We start from the raw sequence: 18,107 nt of genomic DNA on the forward strand, positions 1-18,107 counted from the left end.
TACGCGACCCTGCTGCTCTCCTCGGCGGCGGCGCTCGCCCTCGGTCTGCTCTGTTCGGCGGCCGTGTCCGACGCGGCCCAGGCGACGCTCATCGCCGCGCCAGCCGGCCGCCGGCACCGGGGCGACCGCCTCGGGCGGTGACGCGCTGCGGGTCCGGTGCGTCGCGCGTCGCACCGGGCGGACGGCGGCCGACGTGACGGCACGATGGGCGGGACGGGACGCCCGGGACGGGGGATGGACGTCGGCGTGCAGATCAGACGTCCGCATCGACCGGTCCTCTGGGCCGCACGCTCAGCCGCCTGGAGCCGCGGGAGGCGCGCCGGGCCGGTTGTCCAGCGTGTTCAGCTCGGCGGCCCGCGCCTGCTGGATCCGGCCGGCGAGCGCCTTCAGCTCCGGGCTTCCCCCGGCGGTCTGCTCGCCCCGGCACAGCACCACCGTCTGCGCGAGGTGCGCCCGGATCAGGTCGGCCGCCCGGGACGACACCTCCGCGTCGGACGCGGCACGGAGCTCGGCGAGGCTGGCCTGGGTGACCATGCCAGGCATCTGATGCCCCTCGTGGATGTTCAGCTCCGGCACGTTGCCAGCGGCCAGGAGCCCACGCAGGTCCCGCAACTCCGCCTGATGGGCCTTCCGGACCTCGCCGAGGAGGGTCCGCAGCGACGGATCCGCCGGACGGGTGTCGAGCTGGTCGATCAGCGCGAGCGCGCCCTCGTTCATCGGGATCAGCAGTTGGATGAAGGCGTCGTCGGTGCCGTTGAGCACCACCGAGGCGGTCGGCGCCGCAGCGGCCGACGACGCTGCCACCGACGACGCTGCTGGTGCCTGGTCGGTGCGGCCCCAGCCCTGGGTGAGCCCGACGGCCACCGCCGTGGCGACCACTGTCGCGACGACGCCGACCAGCCGCCCGGCCCGTACGCGAAGCCCTCGGCGCTCCACCATGATCTGCTCGTCCATCCGTTCGCCGGTGCTCAACGGGCGGCTTGGAACGCGCGGCCGACCACTGTCGCCTCGGTCCCGTCGCTGAACAACCCGGACCGGTCCTTGTCCGTGGCGGGTAGCCCGAACCAGGCGTAGCGCTGGAGGTAGGGGAGTTGGCCGAGCATTGCGGTGGCCGCCGTGAGGAAGGCTGCCTGCTGCTGCTGACTGGGAAACTGCGGACCGCCACCGGCGAAGCGGATCAGCGCGAACTCGGTCAGCCAGATCGGCTTCCGGTACCGCTGGTAGACGGCCTGGAGGTACTGCCGGAGTTGGGCCACCGCGGTAGCGGTCGTGAAGTCGGCGCCGAACCAGTGCAGCGTGATGAAGTCCACCCGGTGGCCGCGGGCCTGGGCGCCGGTCATGAACCTGTCCAGCCAACCCTGCGGGTCCGGCCCACCCCAGGCGACCGCCGGGCTGCCCAGTTTGCTGCCCGTCGCCATCAGTTGCGGCCACAGGTCCAACGCCTGCTCGACTGTCATGTTCGCCTGCTCGGGCATGTCCGGCTCGTTGAAGGTGAGCAGGTACGGCCCGGCGGCCTTGGCCCGAGCCAGCTCCGCGGCGGTGACGTTCTCCGCGCTGCGGATCATCGGCACGAACGTCGCACCGCGCGGCGTGCTGATCCCCGGGTGCTGGGTGCCCCAGGTGTAGTACCAGCCGGCCTTGGAGTTCGCCAACGCCTGACTCGCCCCGGTGAAGTTCCACACCCCGACGCCCTTGCGGGCGGAGCTGACCGCCGGCGCGACCGGAGCTTTCGACGAGGGGCGTGCGCTCGGCGAGGGCGCGACGCTCGGGGTGGCGACGGCGGTGGGCGCGGCAGACGGCGGCGCCGCCCACGAGGGCGCGGATGGATCGTCCGGCAGGATCACCACCGCCATGGTGATGGCCAGGACGGCGGCGGCCACACCGGCGGCGAGGGACGGCACGAGGCCACGGGGCCGGTTCACCGCGAGGTCGACGACGCTCGGGCCGCCGCCCGCATCGGTGGGCACCGCGCCCTGTGGGGTCGGCCCGGCGGCGGGTCCGGCCGTCGGGCCGGGCGGCGCGAGGGCCTGCGCGGCGGCTGCCGGGGCGGCAGCGCTCGGCAGGTGCGCGCCGAGACCCGCCGGCAGCGGCAGCAACGGCATACCGGCGAGCAGCCGATCGATCGGCAGGAGGGTGGTACCCAGCCGCCCGCAGTACGCGCAGTCGCGGACGTGGCGAGCCAGTCGCTTGCGCCACAGCGAGCTGGGCGTGCCGTCCCACTCGGCGGTCACGGCGCCCAGGTCCGGGCAGCCAGGGCGGGCGCGGAGCGCGCGTACGACGCCACGGGCGCTCTGGATCTGATCCTTCATCCGGTGGATCCGCACCGCGACGTGCCCGGGTGACAACCCGAGCGCGTCGGCGACCTCGTTGCGGGTGATCTCGCCGGTCTCCTCCAGCCACCACAGCGAGAGCAGTTCCTGGTCGTCCGGGTCGAGCCAGCGGGTCGCCTCGGCGACCTCCCGTCGTTGGTCGGTGAGGCCGAGCCGGAGGATGGTCATCCCCGCGAAGTCGGAGGCCGGGTCGGGCACGTTGTGGATCGCGTCCAGCCCGGCATCGCGGTTGAGCGCGACGCGCCGACGCGTCTCCCAGTCACGCACCTGGCGGATGGTGATCGCCACCAGCCAGGACCGGTATGCCGCCGGGTCGTTGAGCGCGGGCAGGTACCGGATCACCCGTACCAACGTCTCCTGGACCACGTCGTCGACGTCGGCGTGCCCGCGCAGCGCACGCCCGACGATGTTGTAGACCAGCGGGAGCGAGGCCGCCACGACGTCGTCGAGAGCGCGCTGGTCGCCCTGCCGGGCCGCGACGACCAACCCGACATCGGGCAGTGCTCGACCGGCTGACGACATGGGTCTCACTCCTTGGGTGCTCATCTCCGCGCGGCGCCCACGCTGGGTGTGCTGACCGCCCTCAAGATCGGAGACTCGCGGCAGCGGGTGGGATTACAGAATTCCCGGGCGGCCGGTTCGCCACAAGCGAGACGGGTCCGTCGGCGGCGCATATGTGGTGGCGGCGCCGGGTATGGTGCGGGGTGTCGGTGTCGCCGGGCGCTCGCCCGTGCACAGGACACCAGCATTCGGGCGCCAGCGTGTGCGCCGAAGCGTCACCAGGTCGCACGGCCGACGTTGCCGAGGCCCAGACGCACCCCTCTCGTAGAGACAGGATCCCTGCATGACATCGAACGACAACGGTCGACCCGCCCTGTTCCTCGCCACGTCGCACGGTGACGTGCTGGACGGACCGGCGGTGACCTTCGACAGCAGTGAGGAGGCCATGCGGCGACTGCGCCACCCGTTCGCTGTGAAGCCGGCCCAGCCGGCCGCGGCCGCTGTCGACGCCTCGGATCAGCGCGGCTGATCCCCGCCTGCTCCCCCTTTAAACGCCTAGCCTCATACTTTCGGCTAGAAAATAGTCGGTCTTTCGGGTAGTGTCCGGGTCATCAAGTGAACGACATGACGCGGTGGCGAGGCCCGTGCTCGTGGCCTTGCGACAGCGCACCTTCGCCCGTACGTGCGCCCCGGCGGTAGCCGGTTCGGAGACTCTTCCGGTCGACTCGATCGACGGGCCTGCGGGAAGGACCACCCACATGGCCACCATTGTCGACAACACCACCACCGCCGATCAGCGGAGCAGCGAGCGAAGCCCGGACGACCTCCTCGCCGCCCTGGCGGCGACCCCGGCGGACGATCCCCGCCGCCCGGCAGTGCGGGACCGCGCCATCGAGGCGTGGCTGCCGCTGGCCCGGCACCTGGCGCGCCGCTACGGCGGGCGCGGCGCACCCGACGACGACCTGGCCCAGACCGCCTTCGTCGGGCTCATCAAGGCCGTTGACAACTTCGACCACGACCGAGGTGTCGACTTCAGCGGGTACGCCATTCCCACCATCATCGGCGAGATCAAGCGGTACTTCCGGGACCGCACCTGGGCGGTGCGCGTACCCCGCCGCCTCCAGGAACTGCGCCTGTCGATCAGCGCGGCGAACAGCGCCCTGACCCAGACCCTCGGCCGCTCGCCGACCGTCGCCGACATCGCGACCCACCTCGACGTGACCGAGGAGACCGTCCTGGAGGGGCTGGAGGGTGCGCGCGCCTACCGGGCCACGTCGCTGTCCACCCCGACCGGGGCTGACGGCAGCCGCGAGCTCGGGGACACCCTCGGCGGTGACGACGTCGCGTTCGACCTCGTGGAGATCCGCGTCGCCCTCGGCCCGGCCCTCGCCACGCTGCCTGCACGCGAGCGCGAGATCCTGAGCCTGCGCTTCCACGGCAACCTGACCCAGGCGCAGATCGCCGACCGGATCGGCGTCTCACAGATGCACGTGTCCCGGCTGATCACCCGCTCGCTGGCCGCGCTGCGTCACCAGCTCAACCCGGACATCGCAGCCTGAGCCCGATCAGAGTTGGATGACGTGGCCCACCCGTGGCGGCGTACGACCGGCGAGAACATCCAGCCACGCGTGTTGCAGCGCCTCCGGCCCGGCACCCACCCGAACGTCCAGCCACCCGCTCACCACTGCGGCGAAGCGTTGCCAGGCCTCGGTGAATCGCTCGTCGAGGCCGTCTCGGCCCCAGTCGTGGCCGCGCTTGCGCATCTGCACCGGCGCGAAGAACACCTCCTCGGCGGCGTCGGCGTTCGGCGTCTGGTTGGTGAGCCCGACCGCTATGTCTCGGACGAGCCGATCGCCGAGGCGTCGACGCACTGCGGCACGGGTCGAGGGCGCCCCGGACAGGTCGAGGTAGACGGTCGGGACCACGTCGAGGGCGTCGATGTCGTCGTACGACACGACCTCGTCGTAGCAGCCGAGCGACCGGGTGAACTCCACGTTGCCCGGTGAGGTGAGACCGACCAGGCGCGGCCCGCGCCGGTACAGCTCGAACGCGGCGGCGTACGCGGTCTTGCTCGACGCCGATGACACCAGCAGCGTCTCGGCACCGTAGAAGTCGTTGTCGACGACCTGATCGGCCAGCATGAACGAGGTGAAGAACAGCGGACGGAACAGGATCAGCAGATCCTCCTGGTCGCGCTGGTACGCCGGGTCGCCGGTGGTCGACCGGTAGGCGTTGTACGGCGACGGCAGCTCGGCCCGGTGCGGGCTCGCCTCGCGGAACCCGGACGCGTCCACCCGGTCCGGCCGCACCAGGAGGTGACCGGCGGGCGGGAGGTAGCCGTAGACCCGTTGCCCCACCTCGACACCGGCCACCGCCGAACCGACCACCTCGGCGAAGCCCCAGAGCGGCGGTAGGCCCCACTGCGGCCCGAGGCCCTGGGCCGCCGGCGGAAAGAACTGCCAGTACCGCATCGAGTCGCCGAGCACCGCGTAGGTCACGTTGTTGGCGGTGAGGCCGACGCGGTCCACGCGCAGCAGGGCCTCGCCGTCGGCCAGGGCGGGGGTGGAGCCATCGACGAGCGTGGTCTGCCCGAGGTCGTCACGCGCCACGGCGAAGGTCCATGAGTCAGCCATGAGGTGACGCTAGACAGCCTCGCAACCGGAGACAAGTGCACTGGGAGTGCAAAATCCCACTGCACGCACTCAGTGTCGGAGCGCGGCGAGGTCGCGGAGGTGCGCGAGCGGCAGGTGCGGTGGCTGCCACTCCACGAAGAGGGCAGTAGCGTCGTCCTCGAGCTGGTCGTCCTGGTAGCCGACGACCGCGCGGACCAGGCGACGCATCGTCTCCGGGCTGGGCAACCCGTCGTTCAGGGCGCGGTTGACGAAGTCGACGAGCCGGTCCAGCCCGAACTGCTCCCCCTCCGCGCTACGGGCGTCGGTGATGCCGTCGGTGTAGGCGAGGATGCGGTCGCCCGGGTGCAGATTCTCCACGTGCACCTGCGGTCGACGAGGTGACATGTGGCCCAGCCCGAGCGGCAACATGGTCGGCCCGGGCAGCTCCCGGACGGCCTTGCCGTCACGCAGCAACATCGCACCGGGATGCCCCGCGTTGATCATGCTGAGCTGGCCGGTCTGGCGGTCCAACTCGATGAGCAACCCGGTGGCGAAGAAGTTCGGGTGCTCGGAGCGCACCCACCGGTCGATGCTGATCGCCGTGTCGACCAGGTCGAGGCCACACCGACGGGCATTGCGGTACGCGCTGACCACCAGCGAGGCCAGGGTGCTCGCCTTGATGCCGTGCCCGCAGGTGTCGAAGAGCCCGACGCTGAGCACGTCGTCGTTCAACGCGTAGTCGAAGATGTCTCCGCCGACGTCGTAACACGGTTCGAGGATTGCGGTGACCACCAGGTCGTCGGTGGCGAAGGTCAGCGGCGGGAGCAGGCCCCACACGATCTCGGCCGCGACCTGCATCGGCATCCGCCGCCGCATCCGCTCGACCACGTCACCGTAGAGCCGGCGGTTGACCAGGATCTGGGCGACGTTGACCGCCACCTCCCAGGCCGGGGCGTCCATCGTCTCGTCGGCGGCGGCCGGGGAGACGATCTCCAGTACGCCCATCCGCTCACACCCGAGCAGCAGTGGCACCCACAGCCGGTCCGGGTTGTCGGGCGCGCGCTGGATGTCGAGGGTGGTGAAGGCTCGGCCGGCGAGCGTCGTCTCGATCGGCAACTGGTCCCGGTCGAGTCCCGCGCCGAGCAGCGGCACGAGAAGGGTCTGCGTGTAGTCGGCCAGATAGATCACGATCTCGCTGGCATCGATACCGGGCGCCGCACGGGCAACCAGTTGCGACACCTCGTCCGGGCCGCCCCGAGGCGCGTTGAGCTGCAACCAACGCACCACCTCGCCGATATCGGCCATGCTCCACCTCCCCCTGTCCTCCCCGATCGCAGGAGCACGTAGTGCGAGCGTGAGGCTACCTCGCCCCAGCGCATTCTCCGCCCGCCTCGACCATCGCGCTGAGGAGCGCGGACAACGGCACGGTGGCGAATCCCACTCGCGCGTCACTCGCCCCGTACGGCACCCACAGCGCACCGTCGTGCACGAGCGCACCGCAGGAGTAGACGACGTTCGGCACGTACCCGTCCCGATCGTCCTCGTCGGGTGCGAGAAGCGCACCAGGCAGGTGGGCGACCACCCGCTCCGGTGTGTGCAGGTCGAGCAGGAGCGCACCGATCGCGTACCGGCGCATCGGCCCGACGCCGTGGGTGAGCACGAGCCAGCCGGCGTCGGTCTCGATCGGTGATCCGCAGTTGCCGACCTGGATCAGTTCCCAGCTCTCGCCCGGCGCGTGCAGCGGGGTCGGGGCCTGCCAGCGACTCTCGCCGTCCAGGGCGGTCAGGCCGATGGTCTCGCCGTCGGCGCGGCACAGTGCCAGGTGCCGGCCGCCGACGGTACGCGGGAACAGCGCGAGCCCCTTGTTGCGGGCACCCGGTCCGCGCATCGGGGTCATCTCGAACCGGCGCAGGTCGTCGCTGGCCAGCGCGCGGGTGGCGATGTTCCGGCCGTCGTAGGCGGTGTAGGTGGCCCGGTACACCGGCCCGGAATCGTCGACGAAGCGGACGAACCGGGCGTCCTCCATGCCGTTGCTCTCCGCCGGGGTCGCCGGCCACAGCACCCGTTGGTGCAGGACCGTGTCGGCGGGGAAGGCAGTGGCGTAGCTACCGGCGTTGGTACGACGCAGTTGTTCGACTGTCGCCAACCCGGTGCTGCGCGAGAGCAGATCGTGTGGAAGGTTCCCGAGCACCCGCTCGAAGGCGGCCCCGTCGTACCACTCGGGCAACGCGTCCAGCACCGTGGCCGCTACCTCGTTGTCGCAGCCCTCCTCGGCCAGGCCGGCAACGAGCAGGTCCCGACGATGCCGGACACCCATCCGCTGCCCGACGGCCAACGGTCCGGCCCGGTCGGCGATCGTGAGCTGTTCCCCTGGTCCGACGATTCCGGTGGCGAAACCGATCGAGGACACGTGGCCCTCCCCGACCTGGCGCAGGCTGAGGGCGACGCGCAGCTGCCCCGGGCCGAGACCGCTCTGGTCCGGGTGGACCACCATCGACGGGTTGCACAGGGCGGCGGCCTCGACGGCGTACTCGTGGCTGAAGTAGGCACCGACAAGTAGCCGGCTGTTCGGTGAGAGGTCCCGGGCCCGCGCGGCGCGGTGCCGGACCAGCTCGTAGTGGTGGTGGAAGGTGCCGATCAGGTCGCGGTGCCGGGCGCCGAACCGGTCGAGGGTTTCCCGCAGCAGCCGTGCGGTCTCCTCGTCGTCGAGGTGCCCGACCCGGTCGATCAGCGCCTGCGCGCGGGTCCGTACCACGGCGGCGTCCTCACCCGGTACGAAGAGCTTGACGATGACGCGGCGCGGATCCGGGGTGAGAGTGACGTCCTGCCGGACGGCCAGACTCAATGTCACGACCACCGCCTGGCGTGCTGCAGCGTGGAGATGAGCGCAAGGGTGGACTCGGCGCCCTGGTTGAGGTTGGGCCCGTGCGCGGTCAGCCCGTCGTAGCCACCGCCGGTCGCCGGATCCCACATCGGCGTGCCGAGGTCGTTGTCGCCGAGGAACCACCCGACCGCCTGCCGTACCCCGTTGTCCCACTCCGGGTCACCGGTGACGGTGGCCGCCGTGGCGCAGGCATCGGCGAGGGCGGCGACCTCGATCGGTTGCTGGTCGTGGTGCAGCCGTACGGCGCCGCGCCGCCAACCCCCGGTCGGTACGACCGACAAGTGCCCGTCACGGAGCTGGACATCGCGCAGCCAGGTCAACATGCGTAGGCCATCGTCGAGAGGTGGGCCACCCTCGCGAAGCTGACTCGCGGCGATGACCACTTCGGCGAGGGCGGCACTGGCGTACGTCAGCTCCTGCCGTGGCCACTGCCAGCCCGCGTCGGAGGCCGGCGGGCCGATCGTGCTGGCCGCGTCCGCCAGCAGGGACGCGGCGGCGACGTGGCCCGGGTGACGGCGAAGCACCTCGGCCGCGCCCAAACCGGCGAAGGCCATCGTGTGCGGGGCCTTGGCCCGGCGGGTGGCGCCTCGGCTGAAGGCGACCAGCGCCTCCTCGCGTACCCATGGGGCGGGGCTGCGGGCGACGGCAGTGCCCAGGCCCCACAGAGCTCGACCCCACCAGTCGCCGAGCCCCGGCTCGTCGCCCCAGCGCCGGTCGTGCCCGAGCCGGTTGTGGAACGCTCCGCCGGCGTCCTGCGCGTGGGTCAGGAACGCCAGGTACCCCTCCGCCAGCCGGAGCAGTTCCTCGCTCGGCTCCGGCTCGCGGCTAACGACCAGCAGGCCACGGGCCACGTCGTCGGTGCAGTAACCGTGCTCACGCCGGACGATGGCGTGCCGTGCGTGCTCGAACAGACCGGTGTCATCGCTGAGCCGAGCCAGGTGCGCGAAGCTCGGCGCGGGTGCCGTCACCCAGCGCCCACCCGTCGACGTCCGGGGGCGTCCGGTGGTCGCCGTCACGCCGGCACGGCGCTGACGGCGGGTTTACGGGCGTCGACGAGCTCTTCGGCGAGAGCGCCGTAGCGGGCCGCCACCGCAGGCCAACGCAGGTGCGCGGCCAGCGGACGAACCCGTCCGGCCAACCGGGCGGTCAGGCCCGGTTCGATCAGGACCCGCCGGATCGCCTTGGCCAGTGCCGCCGGGTTCTGGTGGGGTACGACCAGGCCGGGCCCACCGGTCAGCAGCTCGACGGCGTGCGGAAACGCCGTCGCCACGACGGGCACTCCGGCGGCCACCGCTTCGATGAGCACCCCTGAGGTGACCTGTTCGCGGGAGTCGTAGGGCAGGACGACCACGTCGGCGGAGCGGATCAACCGGCCCAGCGCCTCCTGGTCGTGGTAGACGTCCTGGTAGTCGACGGCGTGCGCGACGCCCAACTGGGCACCGAGCTGGTGCAGCCCCGCCCGGTACGCCTCACCGTGGTGCTCGATCACCTTCGGGTGGGTCCGCCCCGCCACGGTGTAGGTCGGAGTCGGTTCCAGATCCTGCAAACGCGCGAGGGCCCGCAACGACCACTCGATGCCCTTGCCCGGCCCGAGCAGCCCCCAGGTCAACAGGTGCGGGCGGGTACGCCGGTCGACTGGTACACCGGCAAGCTCGGCCACGCCGTGCGGGATCACTGTCACCTTGCCCGCTGGCACGGCGTACCCGACGAGCAGCCGGTCGCGGGCCGTGTCGGTCATCGTGACGACCGCCCCGGCAGTCGCCACGATCTGCTCCAACAGGGACTTCTGCCGGGCCGAGGGCTGGCTGAGCACTGTGTGCAGCACCACGATGCTCGGCACGCTGAGCCGCCGCAGCAACGGCAGGACCTCCTCGCCGTCGGTGCCGGGGTAGATGCCGTACTCGTGCTGGACGATCGCCACGTCGTACGCGTTCAGAGCGGCCGCCGCCTCCCGCCAGCCGGCCGGGTCACGCGCCGACCAGGTGTGCACCACCCCGGGTACGGGCCGCTGGTCGTCGCCGTGGTCGGTGACCCGGACGATGCCGCCGCGGGTGCCGTCGGCGGTCAACTGGGCGGCGAGGGCCGCGTTGAAGGTGGCCAGTCCGCACCGGGTCGGTGGGTGGGTGCTGAGGAATCCGTAGCTGAGCATGAACGTCGGGCCTTCCGGTTGTCGGCCACCGCAGGAGTACGGGTGAGCCTCACGCGGGGACGGCGCACGCCGGTCAGCGTGTGTGACCGGCGGAACGGAGAGCTGTGCAGTTCAGTCAGTTGCGGACGAGGTTGTCGTAGACGGCGAGATAGTCGGTGACCATCCGGTCCGCGCTGAAGCGCTTCAACGCCTGCGCCCGACACTGCACCCGATCGAGGCCGGCGACCCGGGTGATCGCCTCGACGGCCTGGTCGACGGTGGAGACGAGGAGACCCGTCATCCCCTCGTCGACGACCTCGGGCATGGACCCTCGCTTGTAGGCGACGACCGGGGTGCCACAGACCATCGATTCCACTACCGACAGCCCGAACGGCTCGTCGAAGGCGATCGGGTGCAGCAGTGCGGTGCTGTCACCCAGTACCTCGGCACGCCGCCGCGGACCCACCGACCCGAGGAAGACGACCTGGTCGCCGTCGATGTGAGGGGCAACCTGTTCGGCGAAGTACCGCTCGTCCTGCACGATCCCGCAGATGGTGAGGGGCCGGCCGGCGCGGCGGGCGATCTCGATAGCGGTATGGGTGCCCTTGTCCGGGTGGATCCGGCCGAAGGCGGCCAGCCCAGGACCGGCTTCGTTGGTGAACGGCAGTCCGGCGACATCGACGCCGTGGTAGACCGTGGCCACGTAGTCCAGCTCCGGCGCCCGGTCGGCGTCGGAGATCGACACGTACGACGAGCGGGCTCGGCCATAGGCGGGCAGGATCCCCGCGCCGGAGAAACCGTGCACTGTGGTCAGCAGCGGCGCGCGGCAGTGTTCCGCGAACGCCAACGGCAGCCAGTCCAGGTGACTGTGCACCAGGTCGAACTGCGCCGAGCGGGCCATCGCGTGGGAGACGTGCATCGCCTCCCACACCCGCCCGTCCAGGTCCGGGTCGTCCGCGTACCCCCGTGGGCAGACTCCGTCGAGCTGGGCGGACGTGACGGAGTCCAGTGTCGCGAAGAGCGTCACGTCGATCCCGCGGCTGACCAGCCCCTCGGCGAGCAAGCCGGTCACCTGCTCCCACGGGCCGTAGTGGTGTGGGGGCGTACGCCAGGCGACCGGTCCGAGCAGCGCAACCCTCAAGGGGAGGACGCGTCGACGAGATCAGCTGGGTTGAGGTTCAGGGTGGCGAGCAGCCCCGAGTGCTTGGCCGGGTCCACGCGCTCCGGCAGCTCGCGCTCGACCCAGTCGGCCCGGGCCTGCTGGCCCCGGTCGCGAAGTGCGGTGACGATCCGATCCCTGGCGATCCTCATCTGGTACTCCCTAGTTAAGGCGTTCGGAACAATTCGCACGGAGGGTGTACCCAAGTGCGCGCGTCGGGCAACCGACCGCCGGACACCGGCGACGCGGCGCCGGTCGGTCGGGACGCGGTCTGCGATCAGCCGACACGACCGTTACGTCGCGGCGATGGAGAAGATGAGCGGTAACGCCCCTGGCGGGCTGGTGGCGACGGCGTCTGGCGACCACCGGGGTCCCCCGGGCGACATGTTCACCGTACGCCCTCGCGGCGTCCCGCCGCACCAGCGCCCTGGACGGGCCGGAGGTCAGGGCTCCAGCACTACCTTGCCGGCCCGGCTGCGGTTCTCGGCGAACACCAGCGCCGCGGAGACCTCGCTGAGCGGGTAGCGGGCGGCGATCTGCGGCACTATCACTCCCTGCCGCAGCAGGTCGAGCACGATGCCGAGGTCGGTACGCAGGCGACGGCGGAACGCGGCACGCCTGGTGAGCTGACCGGCCCAGAAGTTGTAGAAGCCGGCCCGGTGGCCGTTTGGCAGCGCGTTCCAGGTGTAGAGGCGGGTCAGCAGCTTCACGAAGACCCACGCGACCGACTGCCCGGTGCCCACGGCGGCGGCGTTGCCGTAGACGACCAGCTTGCCGCCGGGGGCGAGCAGGGCGTACGAGGTGCGTACGCCCGGGCCGGCGACCGGATCGAAGACGGCGTCGACGCCGCCCGGCGACAGCTCGCGGACCCGCGCGGCCATGTCCGGGTCGCGGTAGTCGAGCGGTTCGACGCCGAGTTCGCGCAGGCCGACGTGGTGTCGTTCGGCGGCGGTGCCGATGACCCGCAGGCCGAGGTGTCGGCCGAGTTGGACGAGCACACTCCCGACCCCGCCGTTCGCGCCGTGCACGAGGATCGTCTGTCCGGTCGTCAGGTCGGCGTCCCGCAGCATCTGCCAGGCGGTCACGCCGTTGACGACGACGGTCTCGGCCGCGGCGGGGTCCAGACCCACGGGCACCGCGGCCAGGGCGTCGATGTCGACGAGCGCGTGTGTGGCCCAGGCGCCGGTCTTGGTGACCGCCGCCACCCGGGTGCCGACCAGCGCGTCGTCGCCGCCGGGACCGACCGCCCGGACGGTGCCGACGAGGTCGTAGCCGGGCACGAACGGGAACTTCGGCTGGCCGGGGTAGAGCGCGTGGCGCATCTGCTGCTCGGCGAACGAGATGCCGGTGGCCTCGACCTGGACGAGCGCCTGCCCTCGGGCGGGGGCGGGCATCGCGCGTCGGTGCAGCAGGAGGCCGTCGGGCTCCACCACGCCGGGCAGTACCACTTCGGTGATCGTCGTTTCGGTGGTCATCGGAGTTCTCCTTTGTTTGTAAGTGTGCACTCACACACTTATCGGCCTAAAAGAGTGGGCCGCCGAAGCGGCCCAGCATCGGGTCGGTCAGGGGTGGCGAATGCCGGCGGTCAGGGCGCGAGCCCAGGGCTCCGGGACCTGCTCCAGGCCGGCGGTCACGATCAGGTGGCACAACTGGCCGTACGCGAAGAACTGCTGCACCTGCGCGTCGCTGGCCTGTGCCCGACTCTGCACGAAGGTCGCGACCCGCCGGTAGCCGGCCCGCACCGCCTCGGCGACCTCCGGGATGTCCGTGACGGCCTGCGCCTGCACCTGGAAGAGCAGCAGATCGCGATCGGCGATCAGCTCCGCGTAGGCGCCGCCCATGGCGTCGAGGATCTCCTCGGGGCTGTCACCCGCGGCGCGCTCCGCGCCCGCCTCGATCGCGTCGGCGATCCGGTCGAAACACGCCCCGGCTGCCGCCACGAACAAGCCGAGCTTCCCGGAGAAGAGCCGGAAGACGTACGCCTCGGAGATGCCGGCGGCGGCGGCCACGGCGGTGACCGGTGTGGCGTGGAAGCCCGCGCGGGCGAACACCGACACCGCGGTGTTCAGAACGGTGACCCGGCGGGCCTCGGCGGTGGATCGCATGTTTGTAAGTGTGCACTCACAAACAAGTGTCGTCAAGTCCGCCACCCTGTCATCCCTCGCCGCCTGGGGTAACGACGCCGCCTTCGTGTTCGCCACCGGCCCGGCCGCCAGCGAGACCATGCGCAAACGCTACGAGCACATCCCCACCCAGGTGGCCCCGCAGCGACAGTGACCGGCTCACTCCAGCGGATAGAGGCGGGCCGGGTCGCCGGGTCGGAGGCTGTCCGGCACGTCGTCGGCGCTGCTGGCGGCGATCGAGCCGAGCAGCGCCAACGAGCGGGCGGACTCCGTACCGGGCTCGGCGTGGTAGATCACCAGCAACTGCCCGTCGGCGCCAGCCACGGCGAGCTTGTCGCAGTACAGGTCGAGGTCGCCCACCTCGGGGTGGTGCAGCCGACTGACGATGCCCTCCCGTCGACGGACCTCGTGGCGCGCCCACAGCTGCCGAAAGCAGTCGCTCTTGAGTGACAGCTCCCCCACCAGCGCTGTCAACCGTGGGTCGTCGGTGGCCCCGCCCGAGTCGGCACGCATCTGCCCCACCACGCTCTGCATCGCCTGCCGCCAGTCGCGGAACAGCTCCCGCTCGGCCTGGTCCAGGAACACCGCGAGGAGTCGGTTGGCGCCCGGGGCGAGATTCGGCGACAGCGCCCTCGCCATCGGGTTCGAGGCCAGGATGTCGAGGTAGCGATTCTGCACGAAGGCCGGCATGGAGAGCTGCCGCAGCAGGTGCAAGATGCTGGCCGGCACTCGCTCGGCGGCCGGTCGGGCCGCCCGCCGCGACCGCGCACGGCTCAACCCGATCATGTACGCGGTCGCCTCCGGATCCAGTCGCAGCACTCCGGCGAGGGCGTCGAGGACCTGCACCGAAGGGTGCCGCTCGCGACCCTGCTCCAGCCGGAGGTAGTAATCGGCGCTGATGCCGGCCAGCATCGCCACCTCTTCGCGCCGCAGCCCCGGCACCCGGCGCAGGCCAACGCCCGGGCCGAGCCCGACGTCCTCGGGCCGGGTCTGCTCCCGGCGGGCGCGCAGGAAGTCGCCGAGCGGGTTCGTTGCGTCCATGCCACCGACGGTAGATCGCCGGGCGGCCCGGTGACTGGCTGTGTCACTACCAGGAACAGCTCGCCCTGCCGCCCGGCCCGCTCCCGGCGGACAGTCGTCGCAGGGCCGGTTCCAAGCGGCCCAGATGTCACAACGACGACTGACAAGAGGATGAGATGAGCGAGAACCTTCCCGGCGGTGCCCTCACCCCCGCTGACGGCCTTACCCTGAGCCGGATGGGCTACGGGGCGATGCAGTTGGCCGGCCCGGGTGTCTTCGGCCCGCCCCGCGACCGCGAGCAGGCGCTCGCCGTGCTCCGGGAGGCCGTCGAGCTGGGCGTCCGGCACATCGACACCGGCGACTTCTACGGGCCCGTCGTGGTCAACGAGCTGATCCGCGAGGCGCTCCACCCGTACCCCCAGGGTTTGCACCTGGTCACCAAGGTCGGCGCGCGCCGCGGCGCCGACCGCTCCTGGATCCCGGCTCTGGAGCCGGACGACCTCAAGGCCCAGGTACGGGAGAACCTGGAACACCTCGGCCTGGACGTGCTCGACGTGGTCAACCTGCGGGTAGGCGTGGCGGAGGGCACGGGCGACGCGCCGCTCGGTGCGCAGTTCACCGCCCTGGCGGAGCTGCGGCAGGAGGGCCTGATCCGGCACCTCGGGCTCAGCAACGTCACGCTCGACCAGCTCACCGAGGCCCAGGCCATCGCGCCGGTGGTCACCGTACAGAACCTCTACAACCTCGCCAACCGGCAGGACGACGCCCTGGTCGACAGGTGCGCGGCCGAGAACATCGCGTTCGCGTCGTTCTTCCCGCTCGGCGGGTTCACGCCATTGCAGTCCGACACGCTCGACGACGTGGCCCTCCGACTGGGCGCCTCGCCGCAGCAGGTAGCCCTCGCCTGGCTGCTCCAGCGCTCCCCCACCACGGTGCTGATCCCCGGCACCTCCAGCCTGGCGCACCTGCGGGAGAACATGGCGGCGGCCGACCTGAAACTGCCTACCGACGCCATCGAGAAGCTGGACGCCTTGGCTTCGTAGCTACTGCTGGTGCGGCCGGTTGCGGATCAGGGTGAGCGCCAGCACGGCGGTGACCAGGAAGACGACGCCGTTGACCCGCAAACCGGCCTGGACACCGGAGGTCAGTGCCTCGGCGATCGCCGCCCGGACCGGGTCGGGCAGCGGTTGGCCGCCGCTGGCGCCGGAGGCCACCGCCGCCTGCACTGCGGTACCGGTGGGTTCGCCGATCTGGTGCGCGGCGAGCCGGCCCGGCAGGTCGGCCACCATCGTGGTGGTGAGGAGCGTGCCGAGCAGTGACGAACCGAGCACCGAGCCGACCTGGCGGGCGGCGTTGACAGCACCGGAGGCCATGCCGGCCTGAGCGGGCGCGACGCTGGCCAATGCCGCCGCCGTCGCCGGGGCCACCACCAGACCGCTGGCCGCGCCGAACAACGCGAACAGCGCCCAGCGGTCACCGAACGACGTGGTCGGCCCCTGGTGCGCCAGCGCGAAGCTGGCCACCGCACCGAGGACCAGGCCGAGGGTCAACGGCGCCTTGAATCCGGTACGACGAATCGCGCGCCCGGCACCGAAGGCGACCAGCACGTACGCGCCGAAGAGCACCAGCATCCGCCAGCCGGTGTCCAGCGGGCTGAGCGCCTGGGCACGTTCGTGGAAGAGGACCAGCAGGATCGCCACGCCGGTGAAACCGAACAGCGATACCGCGCCGACGACCATGACGGCGCTGAACGACGCGGACCGGAACAGCCGCACGTCGAGCATTGGCGCGCTGGTCCGCAGCTCGATCAGGACGAACGCGACAAGTGCGACGACCGCGACGACCCAGGCCGTCGACACCACCGGGTTGGTGTAGCCGACCTTGCCGCCCTGGATCAGCGCGTAGACGGCTGCCGCGATGGCGACGGTGCCCAGCAGCAGGCCGGGCACGTCGAGTCGGGCGGCGCTCGGCCGGGACTCGGCCACCCCGACGATGGCGACCACGAGGGTGACCAGACCCAGCGCGATCGTCGACAGGTAGACGCTGTGCCACTGGTAGTGCCGCAGCAGGAAGCCTGCGATGAGCGGGCCGATCGCGAGGCCGATGCCGGAGGCCGCCGACCACGCGGTGATGACCTCGGTCCGTCGGTGCGGGTCGGTGAAGGTCGCGCTGAGGATCGCCAGGCTGTTCGGCAGGATCAGGGCCCCACCGAGTCCGGCGACCAACTGCCCGACGATCACCCACGCGACGGTCGGAGCGCCGGCCACGACGGCTGCGCCGACGATCATCGCGACGACCCCGGCACCGAACATGCGCTTACGCCCGTAGCGGCTGCCCAGGGTGGCCGCGGACAGCACGACGCTCGCCACCATCAGGGTGTAGGCGCTGGGGATCCAGACCAGAGTGGTGGGGTCGACCCGCAGGTCCCGCTGGATCGTGGTCAGCGCGGAGACCGTCGCGGTGATCTGCAGGAACGTGATCATCGCGCCCAGGCACATGGCGATCAGGGTCACCGGGCGGGAGCCGCGCCAGGACGAACGGCCGGTGACGGCCGGTCCTGGTGGGTTCTTTCCGGGCGGGGTCGCTCCGGGCGGGGTCGGTGCCGTGGCGCTGGTGGTCACTGAAGATCCTTCAGGCTGGTGGTCTGACTTGCGTATGCTGAAGTCAGCGCGACCCAGTGAAGCACCTGGCTAGCCTTCATGCAAGTCAGGTAGGCTGGACGGCATGGAGGACCTACGAGGCGATCGTGATTCCTGGACGAGCGAGAACTGCTCGGTGGCCCGGGCGATGGACATCGTGGGCAGCAGGTCAACGGTCCTGATCATGCGCGAGGCCCTGCTCGGCACGCGCCGCTTCGACGACTTCGTCCGCCGGGTCGGCGTCGGCGAACCCGCCATGGCCGCCCGCCTCAAGGAGATGGTCGCCGCCGAACTGCTCGAACGAATCCCCTACCGGGAGCCCGGGCAGCGCACCCGCCACGAGTACCAACTCACCCGCAAGGGCCGCGAACTTCTGCCCGTCATCACCGCACTACGGAACTGGGGCGACACCTGGGCCGCCACCGACACCGGCCCGTCCATCGTCGCCACCCACCACGACTGCGGGGAGCCGATCCGCGCGGTGCTCCGCTGCGCCGCCGGCCACGGGATCGCCGACGGCGACATCGACATCGTCGCCGGCCCGGGCCTCGTCCGGCGCGACTGACGCTCCGGGCCACGACCTCACCCCGCGCCCCTGCCGCCAACCAAGTCGCGCGGCAGCCCCGGTCCGGCGATTCCTTCTGGCCGCGCACCTTTGCCGCACCCGCCGCCGCGCTTCACCACGCGCTCTGCGGCGTTGTCTCGCACGCC

General features: G+C 71.4%; 18 protein-coding genes. 5 read left to right on the forward strand and 13 right to left on the reverse strand.

What is annotated here, in order from left to right; translation table 11 throughout:
* Positions 1–291: 291 nt before the first annotated feature.
* Together AB0C20_RS02200 and AB0C20_RS02205 are read right to left on the reverse strand one after the other, a co-directional pair.
* The gene (locus tag AB0C20_RS02200; RefSeq protein ID WP_357186329.1) at positions 292–954 is read right to left on the reverse strand and encodes a DUF305 domain-containing protein; all 663 of its coding nucleotides are present in this window, start codon (positions 952–954) and stop codon (positions 292–294) included.
* A 14-nt stretch (positions 955–968) separates the two neighbouring features.
* Positions 969–2,852: a sigma-70 family RNA polymerase sigma factor gene (locus tag AB0C20_RS02205; RefSeq protein ID WP_357186332.1), complete on the reverse strand. Its 1,884-nt coding sequence runs from the start codon at positions 2,850–2,852 to the stop codon at positions 969–971.
* 322 nt (positions 2,853–3,174) lie between these two features.
* Here AB0C20_RS02205 and AB0C20_RS02210 point away from each other — a divergent pair, with 322 nt between their 5' ends.
* Together AB0C20_RS02210 and AB0C20_RS02215 are read left to right on the forward strand one after the other, a co-directional pair.
* Complete coding sequence (locus AB0C20_RS02210) at positions 3,175–3,360, forward strand: hypothetical protein (RefSeq protein ID WP_357186335.1); 186 nt, start codon at positions 3,175–3,177, stop codon at positions 3,358–3,360.
* A 229-nt stretch (positions 3,361–3,589) separates the two neighbouring features.
* On the forward strand, positions 3,590–4,390 hold the full coding sequence (locus AB0C20_RS02215) for a SigB/SigF/SigG family RNA polymerase sigma factor (RefSeq protein WP_357186338.1): 801 nt from the start codon (positions 3,590–3,592) through the stop codon (positions 4,388–4,390).
* Positions 4,391–4,396: 6 nt separating this feature from the next.
* On the opposite strand, the gene AB0C20_RS02220 is transcribed toward AB0C20_RS02215, so the two are convergent.
* The 9 genes from AB0C20_RS02220 to AB0C20_RS02260 form a co-directional block, all read right to left on the reverse strand.
* Complete coding sequence (locus tag AB0C20_RS02220; RefSeq protein WP_357186341.1) at positions 4,397–5,464, reverse strand: DUF2855 family protein; 1,068 nt, start codon at positions 5,462–5,464, stop codon at positions 4,397–4,399.
* Positions 5,465–5,533: 69 nt separating this feature from the next.
* The gene (locus AB0C20_RS02225) at positions 5,534–6,748 is read right to left on the reverse strand and encodes a PP2C family protein-serine/threonine phosphatase (protein ID WP_357186344.1); all 1,215 of its coding nucleotides are present in this window, start codon (positions 6,746–6,748) and stop codon (positions 5,534–5,536) included.
* Positions 6,749–6,803: 55 nt separating this feature from the next.
* Positions 6,804–8,294: a glycoside hydrolase family 130 protein gene (locus AB0C20_RS02230; RefSeq protein ID WP_357186347.1), complete on the reverse strand. Its 1,491-nt coding sequence runs from the start codon at positions 8,292–8,294 to the stop codon at positions 6,804–6,806.
* On the reverse strand, positions 8,291–9,343 hold the full coding sequence (locus tag AB0C20_RS02235; protein WP_357567041.1) for a glycosyltransferase: 1,053 nt from the start codon (positions 9,341–9,343) through the stop codon (positions 8,291–8,293). The genes AB0C20_RS02230 and AB0C20_RS02235 overlap by 4 nt, the downstream gene beginning before the upstream one ends.
* Positions 9,340–10,476 carry a glycosyltransferase gene (locus tag AB0C20_RS02240; protein ID WP_357186353.1) on the reverse strand — a complete coding sequence of 379 codons (1,137 nt, stop codon included), beginning with the start codon at positions 10,474–10,476 and terminating at the stop codon, positions 9,340–9,342. The genes AB0C20_RS02235 and AB0C20_RS02240 overlap by 4 nt, the downstream gene beginning before the upstream one ends.
* 115 nt (positions 10,477–10,591) lie before the next feature.
* Positions 10,592–11,596 carry a glycosyltransferase family 4 protein gene (locus tag AB0C20_RS02245; RefSeq protein ID WP_357186356.1) on the reverse strand — a complete coding sequence of 335 codons (1,005 nt, stop codon included), beginning with the start codon at positions 11,594–11,596 and terminating at the stop codon, positions 10,592–10,594.
* Positions 11,593–11,766 (reverse strand): hypothetical protein, encoded by a 174-nt coding sequence (locus AB0C20_RS02250; RefSeq protein ID WP_238661919.1) that lies wholly within the window; start codon positions 11,764–11,766, stop codon positions 11,593–11,595. The genes AB0C20_RS02245 and AB0C20_RS02250 overlap by 4 nt, the downstream gene beginning before the upstream one ends.
* Positions 11,767–12,057: 291 nt before the next feature.
* Positions 12,058–13,089: a medium chain dehydrogenase/reductase family protein gene (locus tag AB0C20_RS02255; RefSeq protein ID WP_357186360.1), complete on the reverse strand. Its 1,032-nt coding sequence runs from the start codon at positions 13,087–13,089 to the stop codon at positions 12,058–12,060.
* Between the two features lie 87 nt (positions 13,090–13,176).
* A complete protein-coding gene (locus AB0C20_RS02260; RefSeq protein WP_357567042.1) occupies positions 13,177–13,719 on the reverse strand; it encodes a TetR/AcrR family transcriptional regulator in 543 nt (180 codons plus the stop codon).
* On the opposite strand from AB0C20_RS02260, the gene AB0C20_RS02265 reads away from it, so the two are divergent.
* A complete protein-coding gene (locus tag AB0C20_RS02265; RefSeq protein WP_357567043.1) occupies positions 13,718–13,891 on the forward strand; it encodes a hypothetical protein in 174 nt (57 codons plus the stop codon). The genes AB0C20_RS02260 and AB0C20_RS02265 overlap by 2 nt on opposite strands.
* Positions 13,892–13,896: 5 nt before the next feature.
* Here AB0C20_RS02265 and AB0C20_RS02270 read toward each other — a convergent pair whose 3' ends face one another.
* Positions 13,897–14,778, reverse strand: a complete 882-nt coding sequence (locus AB0C20_RS02270; RefSeq protein WP_357186369.1) for a helix-turn-helix transcriptional regulator — start codon at positions 14,776–14,778, stop codon at positions 13,897–13,899.
* Positions 14,779–14,933: 155 nt separating this feature from the next.
* On the opposite strand from AB0C20_RS02270, the gene AB0C20_RS02275 reads away from it, so the two are divergent.
* Positions 14,934–15,800, forward strand: coding sequence for an oxidoreductase (locus AB0C20_RS02275; RefSeq protein WP_357567044.1), 867 nt, complete (start codon positions 14,934–14,936; stop codon positions 15,798–15,800).
* On the opposite strand, the gene AB0C20_RS02280 is transcribed toward AB0C20_RS02275, so the two are convergent.
* Positions 15,801–17,378 carry an MFS transporter gene (locus AB0C20_RS02280; RefSeq protein ID WP_357567045.1) on the reverse strand — a complete coding sequence of 526 codons (1,578 nt, stop codon included), beginning with the start codon at positions 17,376–17,378 and terminating at the stop codon, positions 15,801–15,803.
* Positions 17,379–17,481: 103 nt separating this feature from the next.
* Here AB0C20_RS02280 and AB0C20_RS02285 point away from each other — a divergent pair, with 103 nt between their 5' ends.
* Positions 17,482–17,961 carry a helix-turn-helix domain-containing protein gene (locus AB0C20_RS02285; protein ID WP_357186378.1) on the forward strand — a complete coding sequence of 160 codons (480 nt, stop codon included), beginning with the start codon at positions 17,482–17,484 and terminating at the stop codon, positions 17,959–17,961.
* Positions 17,962–18,107: the final 146 nt, after the last annotated feature.

The organism is Micromonospora sp. NPDC048843, assembly GCF_040649965.1.
Classification (GTDB): domain Bacteria; phylum Actinomycetota; class Actinomycetes; order Mycobacteriales; family Micromonosporaceae; genus Micromonospora; species Micromonospora hortensis.